The sequence below is a fragment of the Streptomyces sp. NPDC047917 genome, from assembly GCF_043204345.1.
GTDB lineage: Bacteria > Actinomycetota > Actinomycetes > Streptomycetales > Streptomycetaceae > Streptomyces > Streptomyces sanglieri.
In genome coordinates this window covers 530,920-546,796 of sequence record NZ_JBIDCA010000001.1, presented here as the reverse complement: position 1 = coordinate 546,796, position 15,877 = coordinate 530,920, and the positions used below count along the sequence as shown (strand labels likewise).

General features: G+C 71.6%; 15 protein-coding genes and 1 pseudogene. 11 read left to right on the top strand and 5 right to left on the bottom strand.

The window, feature by feature from the left end:
* Positions 1-216: 216 nt before the first annotated feature.
* Complete coding sequence (locus ACGF8B_RS02405; protein ID WP_392734000.1) at positions 217-1,533, bottom strand: hypothetical protein; 1,317 nt, start codon at positions 1,531-1,533, stop codon at positions 217-219.
* A 244-nt stretch (positions 1,534-1,777) separates the two neighbouring features.
* On the opposite strand from ACGF8B_RS02405, the gene ACGF8B_RS02400 reads away from it, so the two are divergent.
* From ACGF8B_RS02400 to ACGF8B_RS02375, 6 genes and pseudogenes are all read left to right on the top strand, one after another.
* Positions 1,778-3,064 (top strand): FAD-dependent oxidoreductase, encoded by a 1,287-nt coding sequence (locus tag ACGF8B_RS02400; RefSeq protein WP_392733999.1) that lies wholly within the window; start codon positions 1,778-1,780, stop codon positions 3,062-3,064.
* A gap of 213 nt (positions 3,065-3,277) precedes the next feature.
* A complete protein-coding gene (locus ACGF8B_RS02395; protein WP_392733997.1) occupies positions 3,278-5,485 on the top strand; it encodes an MMPL family transporter in 2,208 nt (735 codons plus the stop codon).
* A 134-nt stretch (positions 5,486-5,619) separates the two neighbouring features.
* Positions 5,620-6,843 (top strand): sensor histidine kinase, encoded by a 1,224-nt coding sequence (locus ACGF8B_RS02390; RefSeq protein WP_392733996.1) that lies wholly within the window; start codon positions 5,620-5,622, stop codon positions 6,841-6,843.
* Positions 6,840-7,532, top strand: a complete 693-nt coding sequence (locus tag ACGF8B_RS02385; protein WP_392733995.1) for a response regulator — start codon at positions 6,840-6,842, stop codon at positions 7,530-7,532. Before ACGF8B_RS02390 ends, ACGF8B_RS02385 begins: the two co-directional genes overlap by 4 nt.
* Positions 7,533-7,667: 135 nt before the next feature.
* Positions 7,668-8,465 (top strand): VOC family protein, encoded by a 798-nt coding sequence (locus tag ACGF8B_RS02380; RefSeq protein WP_392733993.1) that lies wholly within the window; start codon positions 7,668-7,670, stop codon positions 8,463-8,465.
* A gap of 135 nt (positions 8,466-8,600) precedes the next feature.
* Positions 8,601-9,227 (top strand): annotated as a pseudogene (locus ACGF8B_RS02375) (phosphoribosyltransferase); the annotation flags it as partial.
* A gap of 105 nt (positions 9,228-9,332) precedes the next feature.
* Here the strand turns inward: ACGF8B_RS02375 and ACGF8B_RS02370 are convergent.
* The 4 genes from ACGF8B_RS02370 to ACGF8B_RS02355 form a co-directional block, all read right to left on the bottom strand.
* Entirely contained in the window at positions 9,333-10,838 is a 1,506-nt protein-coding gene (locus tag ACGF8B_RS02370) for an alpha/beta hydrolase (RefSeq protein WP_392733992.1), read from the bottom strand.
* Between the two features lie 64 nt (positions 10,839-10,902).
* Positions 10,903-11,112: a DUF397 domain-containing protein gene (locus ACGF8B_RS02365; RefSeq protein WP_392734456.1), complete on the bottom strand. Its 210-nt coding sequence runs from the start codon at positions 11,110-11,112 to the stop codon at positions 10,903-10,905.
* Between the two features lie 155 nt (positions 11,113-11,267).
* Positions 11,268-11,483 (bottom strand): DUF397 domain-containing protein, encoded by a 216-nt coding sequence (locus ACGF8B_RS02360; protein ID WP_392733990.1) that lies wholly within the window; start codon positions 11,481-11,483, stop codon positions 11,268-11,270.
* Positions 11,480-12,316, bottom strand: a complete 837-nt coding sequence (locus tag ACGF8B_RS02355) for a helix-turn-helix domain-containing protein (protein ID WP_392733988.1) — start codon at positions 12,314-12,316, stop codon at positions 11,480-11,482. The genes ACGF8B_RS02360 and ACGF8B_RS02355 overlap by 4 nt, the downstream gene beginning before the upstream one ends.
* 581 nt (positions 12,317-12,897) lie before the next feature.
* Here ACGF8B_RS02355 and ACGF8B_RS02350 point away from each other — a divergent pair.
* The 5 genes from ACGF8B_RS02350 (at position 12,898) to ACGF8B_RS02330 (ending at position 15,708) form a co-directional block, all read left to right on the top strand.
* Positions 12,898-13,356 (top strand): carboxymuconolactone decarboxylase family protein, encoded by a 459-nt coding sequence (locus ACGF8B_RS02350; RefSeq protein WP_392733986.1) that lies wholly within the window; start codon positions 12,898-12,900, stop codon positions 13,354-13,356.
* Between the two features lie 64 nt (positions 13,357-13,420).
* Positions 13,421-13,831 carry a fluoride efflux transporter CrcB gene (crcB, locus tag ACGF8B_RS02345; protein ID WP_342282551.1) on the top strand — a complete coding sequence of 137 codons (411 nt, stop codon included), beginning with the start codon at positions 13,421-13,423 and terminating at the stop codon, positions 13,829-13,831.
* Complete coding sequence (locus ACGF8B_RS02340; RefSeq protein WP_392733984.1) at positions 13,828-14,184, top strand: DUF190 domain-containing protein; 357 nt, start codon at positions 13,828-13,830, stop codon at positions 14,182-14,184. Before crcB (ACGF8B_RS02345) ends, ACGF8B_RS02340 begins: the two co-directional genes overlap by 4 nt.
* Complete coding sequence (crcB, locus tag ACGF8B_RS02335) at positions 14,181-14,555, top strand: fluoride efflux transporter CrcB (protein ID WP_384752668.1); 375 nt, start codon at positions 14,181-14,183, stop codon at positions 14,553-14,555. Before ACGF8B_RS02340 ends, crcB (ACGF8B_RS02335) begins: the two co-directional genes overlap by 4 nt.
* A 373-nt stretch (positions 14,556-14,928) precedes the next feature.
* Positions 14,929-15,708: an SDR family NAD(P)-dependent oxidoreductase gene (locus ACGF8B_RS02330; protein ID WP_392734455.1), complete on the top strand. Its 780-nt coding sequence runs from the start codon at positions 14,929-14,931 to the stop codon at positions 15,706-15,708.
* Positions 15,709-15,877 lie beyond the last annotated feature (169 nt).

Sequence of the window (15,877 nt, the reverse complement as noted above, 5' to 3'; positions counted from 1 at the left end):
CCGTAGAGGCCCACCAGGTACGGACACGCCTCTCTGTGCGAGCAGGCGCACGGCATCGCGTGCAACGCAGGAGCCGTCCCCCCGTGGCGCCTGCCCGCATGCCCGACTCTGCCGGGCGGCGCGAGGGGATCACATGGGGAGTTCTGCGTATTGACAGGCGGCCCCGGTCAGGCCTGGGGCCTCTCGTCCGGATCGGGCCGGGGCCTCGCGTCCGGATCAGGCCGGGCCCGCGTGCCCCGGTGCCGCGCCTGGCCGCGTCGTCGCCGGTGCGGCGGCGAGTGCGGCGACGCGTTCGCGCCAGGGGATGTGTTCGGGGACCGCTTCGGAGCGGGCGGCGGCCAGGCGGCAGGCGGGGCATTCGGATTCGCCGAGCAGGGGGCGGAACACGTGCGGGTCGCCAGGGCCCTGGCATTCGACGGGTTCGGGAAGGGGCGGGCGTTCCGGGGGCTGATACCGGACCGGGGGTTCGGGGAGCTTCTGGATCAGCCGGTAGCGCAGGAACCCGACGGCCGATCGGACGCCTTCCTGCGGGCGTTCGGCGAGCAGGGCGTGGCGGAGGTCGGATTCGCTCAGGCCGCGTTCGAGCCACTTGACGGCCTCCACGGCGAGGACACGGGCCTCGCGCAGGCCCAGATGCAGTTCACGGCGGGTGTGGCGCAGGGAGAGCAGGACCCGTTCCGCCCGCGCCAGTTGGGCGGGGTCCGCTGCCGCCGTGGCCTGCGGGGCCGGTTCGGGCAGGTGAGCTTTCGCGGGCTCAGGTTCGGGGGGTGGGTGGGGAGTTGTCTTATCACTGTGGTCTTCTACCGGTTCATAACCACCGGCCGTCCGGGGGGCCGGTGCGCCGACCGTCGGAAAGTGCGTACTCGGCGGCGGGGTTACGGGCAGGTCGACCGACCGGACCGGAGGCTGGGTCACGGGAAGGTCGGCCGGCTGCTGGACCAGGAACCGAGTTGCAGGCAGGTCAACCGGTCCGACCGAAGGCTGGGTCACGGGCACGTCGACGGGCTGCTGGACCGGGAGCCGGTCTACAGGCAGGTCGACCGGCCGGACCGAAGACTGAGTCACAGACAGGTCGACCGGCCGGACCGAAGGCTGAGTCACAGGCAGGTCAATCGGCTGCTGGGCCAGAAGCCGAGTTTCAGGCAGGTCAACCGGTGTGCCCGGAGCCTGAGTTGCGGGCAGGTCGGCGGGCAGGACCTGGGACTGAGCCATCCGTAAGTGCCGGGCCTGCTCACTCGTCAGGGGGGCGTTCGCGACGAGTTGCTCGGTCTGCCAGCGGCCTCCCTCGCCCTGGCTCCGCCACTCGTGCAGGTAGCCGTGCTCGACCAGCTGCTTCTTCGCCTTCTGGTACATACGGCCCTTGATGCGCACTTCGCGGGCGATTTCGCCCAACGGCTTGTGGATGGCATCGTCCGGGAGTCCCTGGACGTAGAGGACCAGGAGCTTCGCGTCACTGCCCAGACGCGGATGGCGGACGACATCGTTCGATGCCTTCGTATAGCGCACGGACGGCGCGATAACATGACGCAGCATTTCCGGTGGCCTCGCAGCTCCACTGGTGGTGTAGGCCCTCGGATTGGTGTTGTCGCACCGCCGAGGGCCGCCCTATGCACACGAAGGCACACAGAGCGTGATGGTGTGGTCACCGTAGCGCACGTTCTCCATCTCCCGCCACGTGGACGGAACTTCACGCGATCGCGCCATCACCCTCGTCTCCGGCGGGGTCCGCCCCGTACGATTGAAACGTATCAATCACCGATCCCGGCGTGAGGCGTCCATGCGAGCACACGAGTACGACATCGTTGTCATAGGCGGCGGGCCCTCGGGGGTCCCGGCGGCCGTGCAGGCCGCCCGGCTCGGCGCGCGCACGCTGCTGGTGGAGAAGAACGCCGGGCTGGGCGGCACGACCACCAGCGCCAACGTCGCGTTCCCGGGGCTCTTCCACGCCTGGGGCGAGCAGGTCATCGCCGGGATCGGCTGGGAACTGGTGTGCCGGGCAGTCGAGTTGGGCGGCGACGAACTCCCGGACTTCCGCCACGACGACCGTCCGCACTGGCAGCGGCAGGTGCGGGTGAACGCACCGCTGTACGGGGCGCTGCTCCTGGAGGAGGTCGACCGCAGCGGCATCGATCTGCTGCTGCACACCATGCCCGCGTCGGCGCACTGGACCGGTGATCTGTGGGAGCTCCGGCTCTGCGGCAAGGACGGGCTCGAAACGGTCACCGCCCGGCGGCTCGTCGACTGCACCGGTGACGCGGACGTGATCGGCCTCGCCGGGCTGGAGCGCCGCCGCAACCCGGCCCGTCAGCCCGGCACCATCGACATCCGGCTGTCCGGCTACGACGTCGACGCCCTCGACCACGAAGAACTCGACCGCAGGCACACCCTGGCGGTCGAATCGGGGGAGCTGCTCGCCTCGGACCTCGGCTCCAGGGGCCGCCCGCTGCTGCCGTTCCTGGCGAAGCGCGGCGAGAACGCGATCCACCTCGTCGGGATCGAGGGCGCGACCAGCCGGGGCCGTACCGCCGGCGAACTCGCGGGCGGGGCGGCCGTCCTGCGCATCTACCGCTTCCTGCGCACCCTGCCGGGTCTTGAGGACCTCCGGCTCGACTTCCGCGCCTCGGAGGTCGGGGTCCGCGAGAGCGTGACGATCGCGGCCCGCACGACCGTGACCGGCCAGGACTACCTGGCCGGGCGGGTCTGGGCCGACTCGGTGTGCCACAGCTTCTACCCGATCGACATCCACCGCCCGGACGGCAACGGGATCGACAAGACCCATCTGCGCCACGGGGTGGTCCCCACCGTGCCCCGCGACGCGATGGTCCCGGCCGGCAACCCGTACGCCGTCGTCGCCGGGCGCTGCGTCGGCTCCGACCAGGCGGCGAACTCCGCGCTGCGGGTGCAGGCCACGGCCATGGCGACGGGGCAGGCGGCCGGTGCGCTCGCGGCGATGGCCGCGGACCGGAAGACGGACATCACCGGCGTACCGATGACCGATCTGCACCGGGTGCTCGTACGCTCCGGAGCGATCGTGCCGGCACTGCCCGCCGGGGCCCGGGTCTGATCCGGGACGCCGCTCGCCGAGGATGGCCCCGGGGACGCGGCACCCACCCCGAGGATGGTCCGACACGCCTGCGAGGTCCCGCCCAGGGGGCAGGGCGGACCGGTCGCGTACTGCATCGACAGTACGCAGGACTCCATGCAGCCGCACGACGACGATGACGTGCGCTCTCACGAAGGATCGAGGTATCCCTTCGAGAGACTGGAGCGCTTTCTCGTGGCTACTTTCCTTTACCGGCTGGGCCGCTTCTCCTTCCGGAGACGCCGGCTCGTCGCCCTGCTCTGGGTGGTGGTACTCGCCGCCTGCGCGTTCGCCGCGGCCAAGGCGCCGGCCGCCCCCGAGGACGGGTTCTCCATGCCCGGGACGGAGTCGCAGAAGGCGTTCGACCTGCTGGACCAGCGCTTCCCCGGCAGCAGCTCCAACAGCGCCGACGCCCGCATCGTCTTCGTCGCGCCGAAGGGCCAGAAGGTCACGGCGAGTGCGAACAAGGCGGCCATCGAGAAGATCGTCGCGGATGTCGCGGGCGGCGACCAGGTCAAGGGCGCGCTCGATCCGTTCAAGATGGCCGGGGCGGTGAGCAAGGACGGCAGGACCGCGTACTCCACCGTCTCGTACGACGTACAGAGCATCGATCTCACCGACGCCACCACGAAGGCGCTGAAGGACACCGCGAAGGCCGGGCGGGAAGCCGGGCTGACCGTGGAGCTCGGCGGTTCGGCCCTGATACCCGAGGGTGAACTCGGCGGCACCACCGAACTCGTCGGCGTCGCCGCCGCCGCGGTCGTCCTGCTCATCACCTTCGGGTCGCTCGCCGCGGCGGGCCTCCCGCTGCTCACCGCGATCGTCGGCATCGGCGTGGGCGTGGCCTCGATCGTCGCCATCGGGATGTCCACGACGACCACCACGCTCGCCCTGATGCTGGGGCTCGCGGTCGGCATCGACTACGCCCTGTTCATCGTCTCGCGCTACCGGACCGAACGCACGGAGGGCCACGACGCCGAGGAGGCCGTGGCACGGGCCGTGGGAACGGCGGGCTCCGCGGTCGTCTTCGCGGGCCTCACCGTGGTCATCGCCCTGGCGGGCCTGGCCGTGGTCGGCATCCCCGTCCTGACCAAGATGGGCCTCGCCGCGGCGAGCACCGTAGTGGTCGCCGTCCTGGTCGCCATGACGCTGCTGCCCGCGCTGCTCGGCTTCTTCCAGAAGGCCGTTCTGCCGCGCACCGCACGCAGGCCCCGGGGCGGGCAGCGGGCCAAGGCCGCCCGGCCCAACCTGGGCACCCGCTGGGCGGGCTTCGTGATCCGCCGGCCGCTCGCGGTCCTGGTGTTCTCCGTCCTCGGCCTCGGACTGATCTCCGTACCGGCGCTCGATCTCCAGCTCGGCATGCCGGGCGACGAGTCGAAGTCCACCTCGACCACCCAGCGCCGCGCCTACGACGCCCTGGCCGACGGCTTCGGTCCCGGCTTCAACGGCCCGCTGACCGTCGTCGTCGACGCCAAGGGCTCGGACGACCCGAAGGCCGCCGCGGCACGGGCCGCGAAGCAGCTCACGGCCACCGAGGGCATCGTCGCCACGACGCCCCCCGGCTTCAACGAGGCCGGTGACACCGCGGTGCTCACCGCCGTACCCTCCACCGGGCCGAGCTCCGAGGACACCACGGACCTCGTCCACACCATCCGCGACGAGGCCCGCGGCCTGAAGTCCGACACCGGTGCGACGATGCTCGTCACCGGCGCGACCGCGGTGAACATCGACGTGTCGCAGAAGGTCAACGACGCGCTGGTGCCCTACCTCGCGCTCGTCGTCGGCCTGGCCTTCCTGCTCCTGATGGTGGTCTTCCGCTCACTGCTGGTCCCGCTCAAGGCGGCGCTCGGCTTCCTGCTGTCGGTGGCGGCGGCCTTCGGCACGATCGTCGCGGTCTTCCAGTGGGGCTGGCTCGCCGACGCCCTCGGCGTCGAGCAGACCGGCCCGGTGATGAGCATGATGCCGATCTTCCTGATCGGTGTGGTCTTCGGCCTGGCCATGGACTACGAGGTCTTCCTCGTGACCCGGATGCGGGAGGCGTACGTCCACGGGGAACGGCCCGGCGAGGCGATCGTCACCGGGTTCCGGCACAGTGCGCGGGTCGTCGGCGCCGCGGCCGTCATCATGATCGCGGTGTTCTCCGGGTTCATCGGGATGAACGAGTCGATGATCAAGATGATGGGCGTCGGCCTCGCCGCGGCGGTCTTCTTCGACGCCTTCGTCGTCCGGATGACGGTCGTCCCGGCGGTGCTCGCCCTCCTGGGCCACCGGGCGTGGTGGCTGCCCAAGTGGCTGGCGAAGGTCGTGCCGCAGGTGGACGTGGAGGGCGAGAAGCTGAACAGCGGCGGGCCGTCGGCCCCCGCGCCGGCGGCGGAATCCGCCCCCGATCCCGTACGCGTGTGAGTCGCGGTGGCGTGACATGAAGCGGCCGCGGGCCCGTCCGTCGTACGTGTGACGGGCGGGCCGGCGGCCGCAGGCGCGGGCGGGCCGGCGGACGGGTCGGGGACCATGGATGGCGGAAGAGGAAGAGAGACTGCGTGTTCAGAGACTGGTGGCAGTGGGCCCGGCGCCACCCCCGGGCCGTGGATGTGGCGATCGCCGTGGTGCTGTGGCTCTTCGCGGTCTTCGCCAGCACCCTGACCGACGCCCGGATCGTCCGCGCCCCGACGCTCGCCTTCTCCCTGGCCGCCGTCGTGCCCTCCGTCGTCCTGCTGCTGGGACAGCGCAGATTCCCGCGCACGGTGGTGGCGGTGACGACGGTGTGCGGTGGCCTCCTGGCCCTCATGGGCACCCATATCGGGTTCGACCCCAGCCCCAGCGTCGCCGGCACCGCCCTGGTCGCCCTCTACCTCCTGGCCCTGCGGACCGACCTCCGCACGACCATCGTGTACTCGGTCGGGGCAGCCGTCACCCTCATGGTCATGTCCATCTTCCTGGGCAACGGCGCGCCGCTGCGGCCTGATCAGATCGGCACCCTCTCGTGCGCCCTGCTGGCGGGCGCCATCGGTGAGTCGGTACGCAACCGGCGGGGCCACCTCGCCGCCGTGGAGGCACGGGCCGAACTGGCGGAACGGACCCGCGAGGAGGAGGCGCGCCGCCGGGTGAGCGAGGAACGGACCCGGATCGCCCGTGAGCTCCACGACATCGTCGCGCACCACATCGCCCTCGCCCACGCCCAGGCGGCCACCGCCGCCTACCTGCTGCGCAGCCGGCCCGAGCAGGCGCAGGACATGATGGACCAGCTCGCCGGAACCACCTCTTCCGCACTGCGCGAACTCAAGGCGACGGTGGGGCTGCTGCGCCGCGAGGGAGACCCGGAGACACCTCTGGAACCCTCCCCCGGGCTGGATCAGCTCCCGGAGCTGATCGCCTCGTTCGAGCAGACCGGCCTCGTCGTCTCGGTGTCGGTGGAGGGTGAGCGGCGGGCGCTGTCCTCGGGCACGGACCTGACCGCGTACCGGATCGTGCAGGAGGCGCTGACCAACGTCACCAAGCACGCGGGCTCCGCGACGGCGTCGGTCCGGCTCCGCTACACGCGCCGGGTGCTCTCCCTCACCATCATCGACGACGGACACGGACCGCGGACGACGGGCGAGCCGGGCTACGGCCTCATCGGCATGCGGGAGCGGGCCCTGTCCTCGGGCGGCTGGCTGGCCGCCGGGCACCGGGCGAACGGCGGTTTCGAAGTGACCACGGAGCTTCCCCTGGAGACGGCGGAACCCGACACCCACCAGGACGACGAGGAGAGGACGGCACGGTGACCATCCGGGTTCTGCTGGCCGATGACCAGGCGCTGCTGGCCGGGACCTTCCGGCTGCTGATCGAGTCGAACGACGACATGGAGGTGGTCGGTGTCGCGGCGGACGGCCGGGAGGCGGTGGACAAGGCCCGCGCCACCGCCCCGGACGTGGTCGTGATGGACATCCGCATGCCGGGCATGGACGGTCTTGCCGCCACCGAGGAGATCTGCCGCGACGAGGCGCTGCGGCAGACCCGCATCCTCATCCTCACCACGTTCGAGATCGACGAGTACGTGGCCGGCGCGCTGCGCGCGGGCGCCAGCGGCTTCCTCGGCAAGGACGTGGGCCCGGAGGAGCTGCTGGACGCGATCCGGACGGTGGCCTCGGGCGACACGCTCCTGTCCCCGACCGCTACCCGGGCCCTCATCACCCGCTACCTGGCCCGCCCGGAGGGCGGTGTCGCCGCGCCGGAGTCCCTGGACGTGCTGACCGCCCGCGAGCGCGAGGTCATGGCCCAGGCCGCCGAGGGCCTGTCGAACGACGAGATCGCCGCCCGGATGCACGTCAGCCCGTTGACCGTGCGCACCCACGTGGGCCGCGCGATGACGAAGCTGGGTGCCCGGCACCGGGCCCAGCTGGTCGCCATGGCCTACCAGTCGGGCCTGGTGCGGGTGGACCCGCCGCAGGGCCGGGGCACGACGGCCGGGTAAGGGCTGTCCCGCCAGGAATTGCGGGACAGCCCTTGGGCCCCGGAGCCACGGATTCCCGGCGCGCGGGAAGGCGGTGGGCTGGCTAGCGTGAAAAGCCGGACCACCACCCCCACCGAACGCGAAGGAGTCAGGGTCATGGCTGTACAACCGGAGGGCACACCGTGCTGGGCCGACGCGATGTTCGCCGACCTGGAGGGCGCGAAGAGCTTCTACGGTGAGGTGCTGGGCTGGACGTTCGGAGAGTCCTCGTCCGAGTTCGGCAACTACACGCAGGCGTACGCCGACGGCAAGGCGGTCGCCGCGGTGGTGCCCCCGATGCCCGGCCAGGAGGGCCGGTCGGCCTGGTGCCTGTACCTGGCCTCACCGGACGCCGAGGCCACGGCGGCGAAGATCCGCGACAACGGCGGCGAGACCCTGATGGACCCCATGCGGGTCGGTGACTTCGGCACGATGCTGCTGGCCCGCGACCCCGGCGGCGTCGTATTCGGCGTGTGGCAGGCCGGCACCCACGAGGGCTTCGAGGCGCAGGCGGTGCCCGGCGCGTTCTGCTGGGCCGAGGTCTTCACCCGGGAGCCCGAGAAGTCCGACGCCTTCTTCCCCGCGGTCTTCCCGTACTCGATGGTGAAGATGGCGGACGAGCACGTCGACTTCCGGATGTACAACCTCGGCGACAAGACCGTCATGGGGCGGATGAAGATGGGCGACGAGTTCCCGCCCGAGGTTCCGCCGTACCTGAACGTGTACTTCACCGTCGCGGACTGCGACGCGGCGGTGGCGAAGGCCACCGAGCGCGGCGGCGTCCTGCGGTTCGGCCCGATGACCATGCCGTTCGGCCGGTTCGCCGCGCTGACCGACCCACAGGGCGCGGCTTTCTCCGTCATCGACGTCCACACGACCGAGGGCGAGGTGCCCAAGACGTCGCCGGTGTCCTGAGCGCAGCCGCCGAACGGCGCCGCCGGGGCTCCCGCCCGAGTTGCGGGGCCGCCGCACATGGGGTTGTTTCGAAGTAGGGAAGCCGGTGGGGCGCGTACGCATGCGGCCCCACTCCCTGGTTGGGGGTGAACCACCGTGCTGTTCGCCGACCGCGAGGACGCGGGCCAGCAGCTGGCCGAGGCACTCCACCATCTGGAGCGGGAGAACCCCGTCGTCCTGGGACTGCCCCGGGGCGGGGTTCCGGTGGCCTTCCAGGTGGCGCAGACGCTCGGTGCCGAACTCGATGTGATCGTCGTCCGCAAGCTCGGCGTGCCGCACCACGAGGAGGTGGCGTTCGGCGCCATCGGCGAGGGCGGGGTGCGGGTCCTCAACGACGACGTCGTCTCCCGGCTGCGGGCCGGCAAACAGGATCTCGCGGCGGTCGAACGGGTCGAGGAGGCGGAGCTCGGGCGGCGGGCGCAGGTGTACCGGGCCGGGCGGGCGCGGATACCGCTCGACGGCCGGACGGTGATCGTCGTGGACGACGGCATCGCGACCGGCGCCACGGCCGAGGCGGCCTGCCTGGTGGTACGGGCACAGCGGCCGGCTCGGGTGGTGGCGGCCGTGCCGGTGGCGCCGCCGGACGCCGTCGTGCGGCTGCGCCGGAGCGTGGACGAGGTGGTGTGCCTGTCGGTGCCGCGCCTGTTCTACGCGGTCGGCGAGTGGTACCGGGACTTCACGCAGACCTCCGACGAGGAGGTCGTCACCCTGCTGGCGGAGGCCAGGAACAGCGGACATGTGACACCGGGCTGCGACTGAGCGGGACGCCTGCTCAGCCGCAGCGTGCGGCGCCGTCGCGGTCTCAGCCGCAGCCGCGCCGCACGGCGATCAGCCCGCGCAGTACGTGTCCTGCTCCGGTCGCGCCCCGGTGTTCAGGAACGTCGTGACCGCCCGGTCGCCGCAGGCGTTCCCGTTGCCCAGGTACATGCCGTGCCCACCGTGGTCGACGGCGACCATACGGGCCCGGTCCCCGAAGGCCGCCCGCATCTTCAGCGCGCCGGAGTACGGCGTCGCCGGGTCGCGCAGGCCCTGGACCATCAGAACGTTGGACGGTCCCGCGTCCGTGATCCTGGTCGGCTGCTCCGCCGGGGCGTCCTTCCAGAAGGCGCACGGGGTGACGTTCACCGAGATCCCGGCGGTCAGCGGGTGCTTCGCGCGGTCGACGGCGACGGCGCGCCGGTACGAGGGGACGGTGCCCTTCCAGCGCACGTCGTTGCAGACCACGGCCATCGAGACCGCCGCGTCCGCTTCCGGCAGCGGCCCGGCCAGTGCGGCAGGCAGCACGGGCTTCACCGAGGTGCTCCGGGCCGCCTGGACGAGCCCCGCGAACCCGGCGAAGGCACCGTCGTCGTACAGGCCCATCTGGAGCGCCTGGCGCAGCCGGTTGCCGGTCAGCGGGACGCCCGCCGTGGTGGACTCCCTCGGCTCCCGGTCCAGCCGCGCCGCCAGCTCCAGCACCAGCGGCCGCACGTCCTCGGCCCGCTCCGCGAGCCGCAGCCCCGCTGCCTCCCTGGCCGGGTCGGAGGCCCACCGCGCGAAGTCGGGGAACCGGTCCTCCGCGCCCACCGCCATGTTCGCCATCCAGCCCTGCGCGACCCGCGACGGGTCGGGGTCGCCGCTGCTGTCCAGCACCCAACGGTCCGTGTGCTGCGGGTACTTCTGCGCATACACGGCGCCGACGTAGGTACCGTACGAGATCCCCCAAGCCGACAGTTTCTCTTCCCCGAGCGCCTGCCGGAAGCGGTCGATGTCCCGCACCTCGTTGGCCGTGGTGAGGCTCCGCAGCACCGCGCCGCCGTTGCGCCCGCAGGCCTCGGCGATGCGCCGGGAGCGCGACACGTTCTCGGCGATCGAACCGTCGGCGGCGGGCCAGGACCGCATGTTCACCAGCTCCCGGTCCTCCGGGTCGAGCCCGCAGCCCGCCTTCGCGCTGCCGCCGACCCCGCGCGGGTCGAGGCTCACGATGTCGTACCGCCCCTCCGTCTCCTGCCGCAGCCGCTCCCCCTTCTCCTTCACCCGCTGCACCCCGGAAGTACCCGGACCGCCGGCGATCACCACCAGCGTCCCGCGCCGCGCGGCGGGCCGGTCGCTGCGGACCCGGGTCACCGCGAGCGAGAGCTGCGGACCGCCCGGATCCCGGTAGTCCACCGGTACGGGCAGCTCGGCGCACTCCTGCCCGACGGGCCCGCCGGCCGTGGCGCAGGGCCGCCAGTCGAGGGCGGGTACGGGGTTGGCCGACGCGACGGCCTGCGGGGTCGTGGCCCCGGTGAGAACGGTGGCGACGGTGGTGACGGACAGGGCGACGAACGCGGCGGTTTTTCCGTAAGTCCTCATGCCACAAGGCTGGTTGAGCGTGCGCCATCAACCCATCCGGGAGGCATGACGGAACACGGTGGGGTTAGCCCCCGGCGAACACTCCGGCCTTCACGCCCTCGACGAAGGAGGCGAACGAGGCGGCGGAGGCGGTCAGCACCGGGCCGCCGGGGTTCTTGGAGTCACGGACGGGGACGACGCCGCGCGGGGCGACGAGGTTCGCGGCGACCTCGATGCACTGGCCGCCGTTGTCGCTGTACGAAGACTTGAACCAGCGGGGAGAATCGGTCGTGATCGTCACGGGGTGCCCTTCCTTATCTCTGAGACAACACTTCAGCCTGAGCCCGAAGTTGATGGCCGTCAACGGGGCCATGCGACGCCGACAGCGAGAGGCCCCACCATGCGGTGCACGGTGGGGCGATCGCGGATCGCATGCGGTGAACCTGGCGGTCAGACGGCGCCGAACTCTCCGGCCTTGACGCCCGCCACGAAGGAGGCGAACGAGGCGGCGGGAACGGTCAGTACCGGGCCGCCGGGGTTCTTGGAGTCACGGACGGGGACGATGCCGTGCGGGGCGACGAGGTTCGCGGCGACCTCGATGCACTGGCCGCCGTTGTTGCTGTACGAAGACTTGAACCAGCGGGGGGATTCAGTCGTGGTCGTCACAGGATGCCCTTTCGTACCTCTTTGATCATGGCCACCGATGCCGCCTGGGACAGCGCTTCGGCCTGTAGTTGATGGTAGGCCGTCAGCAGGGGAAGCACGGAGGTCGTATCGCGCTCCAGATGCCCTCGCATCTGGGACTCCGCGTACGCGACCACGGACAGGTCGGAAAGCGTCAGCAGGGTCAGCGGAAGGTCGAACGGGCGACGCTCCCCCATGTCGTACGGGGCGATCTGAAGCACTGTGTTCGGCATTTCGGCGAACTCCAGCAGCCGGTCGAGCTGGGCGGTCATGACCTCGTCCCCGCCGACCCGCCTGCGGATGCAACTCTCGTCCATCACCACCAGTATCGAGGGCGGACGGGGACGCACCAGCGCAGCTTGGCGCTCCGCCAAGAACGAGATCCGCTCGGCTGCTTGCTCCGGGCCGATCGTTCCTCGCCGCAAGGCACTGTCCGCCAGCACCCGCGCGTACGCCGGCGTCTGCAACAGCCCGTGGATGATGCCGCTCTCGTACAGCCGGAGCTCCACCGCACGGCCCTCGTGGCCCACGTACTGCGGAAAGCCCTCCAGCAGCGAACCATGCCGGATCTCGCGGTACTGGCGTTCGAACGTGTCAGCTGTTTCTCCCGTGCCGAAAATCTGATCCGCGCTGCGCGAGAACCGAAGAGTCGGCATCTTGCGACCAGTTTCGACGGCGGAGACATGCGTGCCGGAGTATCCCAGCCGCTCGGCTAACTCCTCCTGCTTCCACCCGCGCTCCTCCCGCAGTCTGCGGACGCGAGCGCCGAAGGCGGCCTCCGGGCTGCTCTCGGGGTCCAACTCCTTGCGGTTCAACGGCTGTCACCTGAATCTTCGCTCGTACCCAACAAGTTGAAGCACTCCGAACTGTAGGCCAATCTGAGCTCGCTTAGTAGTGGAATGACTACGGAGAGGAGTGACCTGTGTCCGCAGAGACCGGTACCCCGGCCGGGCAGGAGCCCTGTCACGGGTGTCAGGAACTCCGCCTGGCCGAAGCTCTCGCCAACGATCAGCACGACTACAGCGGGGCGACGGACTGCCGGGTACTGCTCCGGCGCCACCGGAACACGGCGGACTGCTCGGAGCGGGGGCCGGCATGAGGGACCAAGCGCCCGAGCCCACGCCGAAGTTGCCCGAGTTCAACCCGTCGCGCTGGCCACCCTGCGAGTGTGCGCGGTGCCGTTCCGGCGGGGCCGACGGAGCTGCGGAATCCGCGCTGATACGGCGGCTCCGGGCCAGGGTCGCCGAGGAGAACGGGCTGCGCAGCTCGCTCCGGCGGACGCGGTGAGGATCTCGGCCGCCGCTCTCGTCACACTTCCGCTCCGCCGTCCGTCAGTGCAGTGAGGGCGCGGCGAGAACGGGGCCGCGACCGTGACGGACACCGAAGGAGAGACATCATGCAGGCAGCACGTATTCAGAACCCGGCCGACCTCCTGCCCGAGGCACTGCCTCCCATTTTCGGCCTGATCAAGGCCATCAACACAGGCGGACTGCCGGAGATCACACTCGAACTGGTCGGTCTGCGGGTGAGCCAGATCAACGGCTGCACCTTCTGTGTCGACGGGCACGTACGCAACGCGCGGAAGGCCGGGGAGAGCGACGAGCGGCTCTTCGCGGTGTCGGCCTGGCACGACGCGCCGTACTTCACCGACGCCGAGCGGGCCGCGCTGGCGCTGGCGGAGCACTCGACCCGGCTCAGCGACCGCTACGACCCGGTTCCGGACGCCGTCTGGGACGAGGCCGCCCGCCACTTCGACGAGAAGCAGCTCTCCGCCCTGGTCCTCTCGATCGGTCTGACGAACCTGTTCAACCGCGTCAACGTCACCACCAAGCAGCCCCCGGGCAAGACCTGGTAGACCCCGCGCCGGTCACACCCCCGGGCGATAGCCTGGGGGTGCGGCAGGCAGGAGAAAAGCGCTCATGGGAAGCCCGAACCCCCAAGGTTCCGTCGTCGCGGTGGTCGCGCTCGGCGGCGCGATCGGAGCCACCGCCCGCTACGGGGCCGCGCTGCTCTGGCCCACCGCCCCGGGCGGCTTCCCGTGGACGACGCTGGTCGTGAACGCCGTCGGGTGTGCGGTGATCGGCGTGTTCATGGTGGTGATCAGCGAGGCGTGGACGGCACACCGGCTGGTGCGGCCGTTCTTCGGTACGGGGGTGCTCGGCGGCTTCACCACGTTCTCGACGTACGCGGTGGACATCCAGCGCCTGCTCGACGGCGGCCGTGCCCGCGCCGGGCTGGCGTACCTGGGACTGACGCTGCTCGCGGCTCTCGCGGCGGTGTGGAGTGCGGTGTGGGCGACCCGCCGCGTGCTGGCCTGGAGGCAGTCATGACGACGCCGGGGACGGAACGGGGCCTGCGGCTGACGGTTCTCGTCGGCGAGTCCGACGGCTGGCACCACCGGCCGGTCTTCACGGAGATCGTGCACCGGGCACATCTGGCCGGACTGTCCGGTGCCAGTGTGTTCCGGGGCATCGAGGGCTTCGGCACCTCGTCGATGATCCACACCCAGCGGCTGCTCTCGCTGAGCGAGGACCTTCCGGTGGCGGTCGTGATCGTGGACACCGAGGAGCGGATCCGGGCGTTCCTGCCGCTGATCGGGGAACTGGTCACGGACGGCGGGGTGGCCTTCCTGGACGAGTGCGAGATCGTGCGCTTCGGCGACGAACGGGAGCGGGGCCGGTGAACTGGCTGCTGGTGATCGTCGGCGCGGCGGTCGGGGCGCCGCTGCGCTATCTGACCGACCGGGCGGTGCAGTCCCGCCACGACAGCGTCTTCCCGTGGGGGACCTTCACGGTCAATGTGTCGGGTTCGCTGGTCCTGGGCCTGCTGACCGGCGCGGTGGCGGCCGGCGCCGCCTCCTCCCACCTCCAGCTGCTGATCGGCACGGGGCTGTGCGGGGCGCTCACCACGTACTCGACGTTCAGCTACGAGACGCTTCGGCTGGCCGAGGACGGCGCGAAGTCCTACGCGGTGGCCAATGTCGTGGGGAGCGTGGCGGCAGGGCTGGTCGCGGCGTTCGCCGGGGTCGCGCTCGCACGGGCGCTGTGGGCCTGAGAGCCGGTAGACCGCGGCGAGAGGTGAGAGGCGAGAGCGGTCGGCGTCCCCTGCCACCGCAATGCGAGGCGGTGGCAGGGGAACGCCGTTGGGGAGGGGCCGTCACCGAGCGCCGGGCGATTCAACCCGTTCCGCGCCGACAGCGGCCCGTCAAACGCCGACGCTAGGCAACCGCCGACGCCCCGCGCCGGACACCACGCCGGTGCCGTCGCACGGCGCCACTCCAACAGCAGGCACCCGCGCCGGGCCGCCGGCCCCGGTGCCGCCACCCCCACCGGCGGCCTTGATCCACCGGCGCCCACGGTGATTCGCTGCGTGAACCGCACGATCCACGAGCGAAACGAGGGGTTCTCCAGTGCCGTCGGACAGCAGCATCACTCCGTCACCGTCACCGTCACCGTCACCGTCGCCGTCGCCGCGCCCCGTCACCGTCGTCACCGGTGGCAGCCGGGGAATCGGCGCCGCGACCTGTATCCGTCTGGCGGCGGACGGGCACGACCTCGCCCTGGGCTTCGTGAGCAACGCCGAGGCCGCCGAACGTACGGCCGCGGCGGTACGGGCCGCCGGGGCGCGCTGCGTCACGGTGCGGGCGGACACCGCCGACGAGGCCGATGTGGAGCGGCTCTTCGACACCGCGGCCGAGCAGCTGGGCCCGGTGACCGGGCTGGTCAACAACGCGGGCGTGACCGGCCCGCTCGGGCGGCTCGCCGACACCTCCGCCGAGACGCTGCGCCGCGTCGTGGACGTGAACCTCCTCGGCTACCTGCTCTGCTGCCGCCGGGCCGCGAAGGACATGGCGGCCGGCGGGGGCGGCGCGATCGTCAATCTGTCCTCGGTCGCAGCGACCCTGGGCAGCCCCGGGGACTTCGTCCACTACGCCGCCACGAAGGCGGCGACCGACGCGCTGACCGTCGGGCTCTCCAAGGAGCTGGGGCCCGACGGCATCCGGGTCAACGCGGTCGCGCCCGGCATGGTCGACACCGACATGCACGCCACTGCGGGCGACCCCGGCCGCGCGGAGGCGGCCGTCCCCGGGATCCCGCTCGGCCGGGTCGGAACCGCCCCGGAGATCGCGGCGGCCATCGCCTGGCTGCTGTCGGGCGAGGCGTCCTACGTGACCGGAACGGTCCTGCGGGTCTCGGGCGGCCGGTAACGGAGCGCGGCGGGACCGGCAGCGGGCTCCGTGGGGCCAGGGGCCCGCTTCTCCGTGCCCCGCCCGTACTCCCCGGCACCGCCCGTCCCGCGCGCCCGGCACCGTGCGAATTCATGGAGCCTTCGCCCAGGTGTGGCCCTTACGGACCGGTTCCTCCCCCACCCCGCGG

What these genes read in the sequence shown, in the direction of transcription:
- crcB (WP_342282551.1), top strand. Translation starts at nt 13,421, where the DNA reads ATGGGAAGCCCGAACCCCCAAGGTTCCGTCGTCGCGGTGGTCGCGCTC.
- ACGF8B_RS02400 (WP_392733999.1), top strand. Translation starts at nt 1,778, where the DNA reads ATGCGAGCACACGAGTACGACATCGTTGTCATAGGCGGCGGGCCCTCG.
- ACGF8B_RS02350 (WP_392733986.1), top strand. Translation starts at nt 12,898, where the DNA reads ATGCAGGCAGCACGTATTCAGAACCCGGCCGACCTCCTGCCCGAGGCA.
- ACGF8B_RS02340 (WP_392733984.1), top strand. Translation starts at nt 13,828, where the DNA reads ATGACGACGCCGGGGACGGAACGGGGCCTGCGGCTGACGGTTCTCGTC.
- ACGF8B_RS02370 (WP_392733992.1), bottom strand. Translation starts at nt 10,838, where the DNA reads ATGAGGACTTACGGAAAAACCGCCGCGTTCGTCGCCCTGTCCGTCACC.
- ACGF8B_RS02380 (WP_392733993.1), top strand. Translation starts at nt 7,668, where the DNA reads ATGGCTGTACAACCGGAGGGCACACCGTGCTGGGCCGACGCGATGTTC.
- ACGF8B_RS02405 (WP_392734000.1), bottom strand. Translation starts at nt 1,533, where the DNA reads ATGCTGCGTCATGTTATCGCGCCGTCCGTGCGCTATACGAAGGCATCG.